Consider the following 6397-nt stretch of genomic DNA (forward strand, 5'->3'; position numbering starts at 1 on the left):
AGTTTTTACTTTCCTAATAAAAGAGCAGGCCGCTGGGGATTGCTCGCTCACAAGTGAGTGATAGCAGCAAAGCCCCGGGAAAGGTCCAGCAAAAACAAAGGAAAATTAGTAATGAGTGGTAAGGATAATGTTTATTATTGCCAAGCTCAGGCTAAAATAAATAGTTCGCAGAAACTTAGGAATATTAAAAATAATCCTACGTCTCTCTGAACGAGAATGTCCACTGAGCGCCTGAACACACGAAAACGTGAATTCCTGCCCTGAAACCACACGGGAACTTGAGGAAATCGCGCCCTGACAGACACAACCTGTGCACGTCGGCGGAGAGATTTTTTTCAGGGTTTAATCCAATTTAATGAAGAACATCTCTTAATTGGGATCGAGTTGTGGCAGCCCGTGATTGCCCGGAAGAGCGGCCAGACAGCGCATCGATGGGGAAAAAGTGCCGGAGAGGCCGTCCGGCGGCGGGTGCCAGGGCAGGCGGAGGCGCATGGCGCGCCCCCTCAGCCCTGCCGGACGGCGTGACGGTGCCATCCCGGCCCGCCAGAGAGGCGAGGTCGGGGGAGGAATCCTCCTCCCCCTGATTGACTGGCGGCTGCTGCCTTTACTTCAGCGGAGGAACGCCGAGGCGGAGTCCGAGCGCGACCAGCTCCTCCATCACCGCGGCGGCGACCGGCACTCCCTCGCCGAGCCGCGCCTGCCGCAGCAGCGCCTCGCGCTCGCCGGGCAGGTGGATCCGCGCCACGCCGGGAGCCTTGCGGGCGCCACGCAGCTCAGCGGCGGCGGTCTCCATGCGGGCATAATACGTGTCGAGGTCTTCGAAGGCCGTCACCGGCAGCACCGCGAAGAGATGGCCGACATTCTGCGGCCGCGCGAAATCCTCATACATGTGCGTCACCTCGCGGCCGAAGGCGGCGCCGGAGAGCATGGTGCTCAGCAGCCCCATGGTCAGGGTGAGCGCGTAGCCCTTCGGGCCGCCGAGCGGGCTGACGAAGCCTTCCAGGGCGCGTGCCGCGTCGGTGGTGGGAACGCCGTCCCGGTCCACCGCCCAGTCCGGCGGGATCGGCGTGCCTTCCTTGGCGGCGACGATGATCTTGCCGCGCGCCGCGACCGAGCAGGCCATGTCCAGCATCATCGGCGGCGCGCCGCGCATCGGCATGCCGATGGCAAAGGGGTTGTTGCCGAGCAGCGCCTCGGCCCCGCCCCAGGGCACCATGTGGTTGATGCCGCCGATGGTGATGGCGATGCCGATCATCTCCGCGCGCGTGGCGTATTCCGCGAACCAGGCGGCCGCGCCGAAATGGTTGCTGTTGCGCACGGAGACCCAGGCCGGCTCGCCCTCCCGCGCCTTGCGCAGCGCCACCTCCATGGCCCAGGCGCCGACCACCTGCCCCATGCCGTTGTCGCCATCAACCACGGCGGTGCCGCGGGTCTCGCGCAGGATGCGCGGCACGGCGCGCGGATTGTTGGCGCCGCGCTCCAGCCGCTCCGCGTAGATCGGCAGGCGCACCACGCCGTGCGAGGCCACGCCGCGCAGATCCGCCTCCACCAGGCTCTCGGCGCAGAGCGCGGCCTCCACCTCCGGCATGCCGACCCGCTCGAACACGGCCCGGCAGAAGCCGGTGAGCCGCGCGCTGTCCAGGATGGGTCCATCTCCCGCATCCGCCATGGCGCTCTCCTCCCGTTCTTGGTTGTTACGGGGAAAAGCCTAGGCGCCGGGGAAGGCGCGGTGCAATCAGCCCTCCCCCGCCATCCCCACGCCGGGCGGGCCAAGAGACAGCGTGGCATCGGCCAGCGCCCGCGCCGCCGCCGCGTCGTGGGTGATGAGCAGCACGCCCAGCCCCTCCTCGTCGGCCAGGCCACGCAGCAGGTGCAGGGCGGCGCGGCGCGTCGGCGGGTCGAGGCGGGAGCAGGGCTCGTCGGCCACCAGCAGGGCCGGGCGCAGCGCCAGCAGCCGCGCCAGGGCGACACGCTGCGCCTCGCCGCCGCTCACCGCCTCGGGCGGGCGGCGCAGCAGGGCGGGGGAGATGCCCAGCCGCTCCAGCAGGGGCGGCAGGGCGGGGGCGGTGCCGGGGCGCAGCCGCGCCAGGTCGGCCAGGCTCTCGCCCAGCGGGCGCTGGCGGGGAAACACCCGCGTCGGATCCTGGTGCAGCTTCTGGAAGCGGGTGCGCAGGCTCTGCCGCAGCCGCGTGTCCAGCGGGCGGCCCAGCCAGCAGAGCCGGCCGGCCGCAGGCGGCGCCAGGGCCAGCAGCGTGTCGCCCAGCGTGGTCTTGCCGATGCCGCTGGGGCCGAGCAGCGCCGTCATCCGCCCGGCATGCAGGGAGAAGTCGAGCGGGCCGGCCAGGGCGCGGCCGCCACGGCCGATCGCCAGCGCCTCGGCCCGCGCCACCTCCTCGCCGCCCGCCGCCGGGGCACGGGCCGGCCAGAGGCGCGGATCGGCAGCCACGCAGGCACGGGCGAAGGCCGAGCGCGGCGCCGCCAGCACGCTCTCGGCAGGGCCGCATTCGGCGATCCGCCCCTCCTCCAGCACCGCGATCCGCCCGCCCAGCGCCTGCGGCACCGCCAGGTCGTGCGTGATCAGCAGCAGGGCGCGCCCCTCCGCGCGCAGCGTGGCGAACAGCGCCAGCAATTCGGCCCGCCGTGCCGGGTCCAGCCCCTTGGTCGGCTCGTCGGCCAGGAGCAGCGGCGCCCGGCCACGCAGCACCAGCGCCGCCAGCAGCCGCTGCGCCATGCCGCCCGAAAGCTGGAAGGGCAGCCGGGCCGCCGCCCCGGAATCCAGCCCCAGCCGGGCCAGCCAGCCCAGGGCGCCGGCGCGGTCCAGCCAGGGCGGCGTCAGCCGCAGTTGCGAGAGCGCGGGCAGCAGCGGCGCCAATGCCTGGGCCGGCTCCTGCGGCAGCAGGCAGGTGCGGCTGTGCCAGAGGGCGCGCAGCCCGCGCTGGTCGGCGGCGCGCAGCCGGTGCGGGCCGAGGCCGATCCAGCCCGTGGCCTCCATGCAGCCGGGCAGCAGCCCGGCCACGGCGGCGGCGATCAGGCTCTTGCCGCCGCCCGAGGCGCCGATGAGGCAGAGGCTCTCCCCCTCCGCCACCTCCAGGCAGACATCCCGCAGCATGGCCCGCCCGTCATGCCGGATGCCGAGCCCCTCGATGCGCAGCGCGTTCATGTCTCCTCCAGCGGCAGGGCGGGCGCGGGGGCGCGCGCCAACCCCTCGCCGATCAGCGTGGCCGACCAGGTGGCCAGGAAGATGGCGGCGGCGGGGGCGGCCAGCATGTGCGGCGCCTCCTGCAGGTAGGGCAGCGCCTCGGCGATCATCGCCCCCCATTCCGGCCGCGGCGGCAGCAGGCCGATGCCGAGGAAGCCCAGCGCCGAGACGGTGAGCAGATTGCCCCCCAGATGCAGCGCCGCCAGCGAGGCGACGGGCCGCGCGATGGCCGGCCAGGCGTGGCGCCGCAGCCGGTAGGCGCGGCCGAAGCCCAGCAGCAGGCTGGCCTCCGCCTCCGGCGCCGCCAGGGCGCCGCGCGCCAGCGGCTCGGCAAGCTGCGCGTAGGGTGGCCAGCGCGTCAGCACGAGGCCGAGCAGCACGGTGCCGACGCCGCCGCCCAGCAATTCGGTGGCCACCAGCACCAGCAGCAGGGCGGGGCAGGCATAGACCGTCTCGGTCAGGCCGCGCAGCAGACGGCGCGGCATCCCTCCCAGGCTGGCAGTGAGCAGCCCAACCACCGTGCCGAGCAAGGCCGTGGCGAGGCTCGCCGCCAGCGCCACGCCGAGCGAAAGCCGCGCCGCCGCCACGGTGCGCGCCAGCACGCTGCGGCCGAGCGGGTCAGTGCCCAGCAGCCACTCCCCGCCGGGCGGCAGGCCGGCGGCCATCAGGTCCGGCTCCAGCGGGTCGGCCGTGAGCAGGGCGGGGCCGGCGAGGGCGGTGGCCGCCAGCAGCGCCGCCAGCCCGGCGCCGAACCAGGGGAAGCGGCGATGCGCCGCGCCATGACGATGGCTCATGCCGCCGCACCCCCCGCGCGCAGGCGCGGGTCCATGGCGCGCAGCGACAGCTCCGCCAGCAGCGTGGCGGAGCCGAGCAGCAGCGCGAAAACCAGCCCCAGCGCCGCCACCACCGGAATGTCGCGCGCCATCAGCGAGCGGATGAGGAGCTGGCCGATGCCGTCGAGGTTGAACAGCATCTCGATGGCGATGAAGCCTTCCGTCACCTGCATGGCCAGCACGGGGAGATAGGCCACCACCGGCACCAGCGCCGGCCGCGCCACCACCCGCAGCCCGATGCGCCAGGGCGCCACGCCGCGCATCCGGGCGAATTGCGTGGCGTAGGCGCCATGCGCCTCCGCCATGCCGTGCCGCGCCACCCGCGCCAGCCCGGGGGCGAGCGCCGCCGCCAGCGTCACCACCGGCAGCACGAGGTGCCAGGGGGTGGCGTCGCCCGCCACGGGCAGCCAGCGCAACCGCACCGAGAGCAGCACCACCAGCACGCCGCCCAGCGCGAAGGAGGGCGCCGAGGCCAGCAGCGCGGCGAGCGCCGCCACCCCCCGGTCCAGCCAGCCGCCCGGCCGCCGCCCCGCCGCCAGGCCGGCGGGCAGCGCCAGCAGCAGCGCCGCCAGCAGCCCCAGCGCGCCGACGCGCAGCGTCAGCCCCAGCCGCGGCGCCACCTCGGCCAGCACCGGCTGCCCGGTGACGAGCGAGCGGCCGAAGCGGCCACGCGCCAGATCGGCCAGCCAGGCGCCGTATTGCAGCAGCACCGGCCGGTCCAGCCCCGCCTCCGCGCGCAGTGCCTCGACCATCGCGGCGCTCACCCGGTCCTCGCCGAAGCGGGCGGCGGCGACGCGCAGGGCGAGGTCGCCCGGCAGCGCCTGGAGCGCAGCGAAGCAGAGCGTCGCCACCACCAGCGCCACCAGCCCCGCCTGCGCCAGCCGGGCGGCCAGCAGGCGGGCGAGGCTCAGGCCCACCGCAGCCCGGCCGCGCCGTAATCCTGCTCGAACGGGTCCAGCACCACCGAGGGCAGCGCCACGCGCGGCGAGACCGCCACATTGTGCTCGAACCAGGAGACGGGGATCACCGGCAGCTCGGATTGCAGGATGGCGGCGATGCGCCGGCGCAGCGGCGCGCGCTCCGCCTCCGCGAAGCTGCCGAGATAGGCGCGGGTGAGGTCCAGCATCTCGGGGTTGTCGAAGCCGGGGGAGGACCAGAGCTGCCGGTCGCCGGTGAAGTCGGGGATGATGGTGCCGATCGGGTCCGGCACGTTCACATAGGTGCGGGCCAGCAGGCTGCACTCCATCGAGCCGTCGCGGATGGCGCCGGGCAGCGCGCCGGAGGGGCCGGGCCGCACCGTGATCTCGGCCCCCACGGCGCGCCACTGGGCCTGGATGGCCTGCGCCATCACCGGGATCTCCGGGCGGTTGGAGGGCACCATCATCGTGGCCGCCAGGCGCTGGCCGTCCCGGGCGCGGATGCCGTCGGCGCCCGGAGCCCAGCCGGCCTCGTCCAGCAGGCGGCGCGCCGCGGCCGGGTCCCGCCGCAGCGGCGGCAGATCCGGGTCGTGCCAGCCGGAGAGCACGGGGGGCAGGAGCTGGGTGGCGTGGCTTGCCGGATGGCGCAGGATGGCGGCGGCCAGCCCCTCGCGGTCGATGGCCAGCGAGAGGGCGCGGCGCACCCGGACATCGGCGAATTGCGGCCGGCGCAGGTTCATGACGATCATGCGCGGGCGCGGGATGGTGGCGCTGAGGATGCGCGCCCGGCCCGAGGCCTGGATGCGCTCCGCCGCCTGCGGCAGCAGGGTGAAGGCGATATCCGCCTCGCCGGCCTCGGCCAGCCGGGCGCGGGTCTCGCCCAGCGGCACGGCGCTGTAGGCCAGGCGCCGCACCGCCGGCGGCGCGCCCCAGTAATCCGGGAAGGCCTCGGCCTCGATGCCGCGGATGCCGTCCAGCGCCGTCACGCGGAAGGGGCCGGTGGCCACCGGGCGCTGCGGCCGGCCCTCCGCGTCATAGGCGGAAGGGGCGAGGATGATGCCGGCATAGTCGGTCAGGCAGCCGGGCAGGGGGGCGAAGGGCGTCCCGGTGCGGAACACCACCTCCCGCTCGCCCTCGGCCCAGAGCGCCGCCAGCGGAATGGCGGAAAGGCTCTCGGCCAGGGGCCGCACCCGCTCCAGCGTGCGCACCACGAGCGGCGCGGTGACGGGCGTGCCGTCATGGAAGCGCGCCTCGCGCAGGCGGAAGCGCCAGGTCAGCCGGTCCGGCTCCACCGACCAGCTCTCGGCCAGCAGGCCGCGCAGCGTGCCGTCAGGGCGCACACCCACCAGTGTCTCGGCGATGCCGAGGCGGCGCAGCACATAGCCGGTCTCCACCGGGTCGGGGCTGCTGAACTCCCAGGGGGAGACCATGCGCAGCACCGCCGCCTC

5 protein-coding genes are annotated in these 6397 nt (G+C 74.1%); all 5 read right to left on the reverse strand.

The features are described 5' to 3' along the window. Nucleotides 1–604 precede the first annotated feature (604 nt). A complete protein-coding gene (locus ACZJYS_RS21750) occupies nt 605–1669 on the reverse strand; it encodes an Ldh family oxidoreductase (RefSeq protein WP_493180296.1) in 1065 nt (354 codons plus the stop codon). A 66-nt stretch (nt 1670–1735) separates the two neighbouring features. Next, complete coding sequence (locus tag ACZJYS_RS21755; RefSeq protein WP_493180297.1) at nt 1736–3160, reverse strand: ATP-binding cassette domain-containing protein; 1425 nt, start codon at nt 3158–3160, stop codon at nt 1736–1738. Next, on the reverse strand, nt 3157–3993 hold the full coding sequence (locus ACZJYS_RS21760; RefSeq protein ID WP_109517439.1) for an ABC transporter permease: 837 nt from the start codon (nt 3991–3993) through the stop codon (nt 3157–3159). Before ACZJYS_RS21760 ends, ACZJYS_RS21755 begins: the two co-directional genes overlap by 4 nt. Continuing rightward, nucleotides 3990–4949 carry an ABC transporter permease gene (locus ACZJYS_RS21765; RefSeq protein WP_493180298.1) on the reverse strand — a complete coding sequence of 320 codons (960 nt, stop codon included), beginning with the start codon at nt 4947–4949 and terminating at the stop codon, nt 3990–3992. The genes ACZJYS_RS21760 and ACZJYS_RS21765 overlap by 4 nt, the downstream gene beginning before the upstream one ends. After that, nucleotides 4940–6397: ABC transporter substrate-binding protein (locus ACZJYS_RS21770; protein WP_493180299.1), on the reverse strand; the 1458-nt coding region annotated here is incomplete at its 5' end. The genes ACZJYS_RS21770 and ACZJYS_RS21765, both read right to left, overlap by 10 nt.

It is taken from the genome of Roseomonas sp. TS2 (assembly GCF_058833935.1).